Origin of the sequence: Oceanispirochaeta sp. M1, assembly GCF_003346715.1 — a bacterium.
GTDB lineage: Bacteria > Spirochaetota > Spirochaetia > DSM-2461 > DSM-2461 > Oceanispirochaeta.
In genome coordinates this window covers 1-372 of record NZ_QQPQ01000165.1, presented here as the reverse complement: position 1 = coordinate 372, position 372 = coordinate 1, and the positions used below count along the sequence as shown (strand labels likewise).

The 372-nt window shown below is 40.3% G+C and carries 1 protein-coding gene; it reads left to right on the top strand.

Annotation, left to right across the window (positions count from 1 at the left end; all coding sequences use genetic code 11):
• Positions 1-372, top strand: a 372-nt coding sequence (locus tag DV872_RS26340) for a transposase (protein ID WP_147283299.1), incomplete at both ends; no start/stop codon positions are given.

Sequence of the window (372 nt, the reverse complement as noted above, 5' to 3'; positions counted from 1 at the left end):
AATGCAGCCACACGGAAATATAATCTTTGGCATGTAGCCTGTCTTGCCCATATCAGAAGGAAATTTGTAGAAGCAGCCAAGGCAACAAAGAGTGGCGGACAGGCGAATAAGGCTATAAAGTACATCAAAAAGCTTTATGGTATAGAAAAAGAGCTGAGAGCTATGCAACTCACAGCTTCTGAGTTTAATAGTCTCCGCCGTGAAAGAGCGATTCCAATTCTCAAAGAATTCAGAAAATGGTTGACTGAAAAGAAGGCTACTGTTGTTCCCTCTATGGCTTTGGGAAAAGCTGTAAATTATGCAGATTCAGAGTATATGAAGATGGTTCGATATTTAAAATATGATTATCTGACCCCGGATAACAATGCGGCT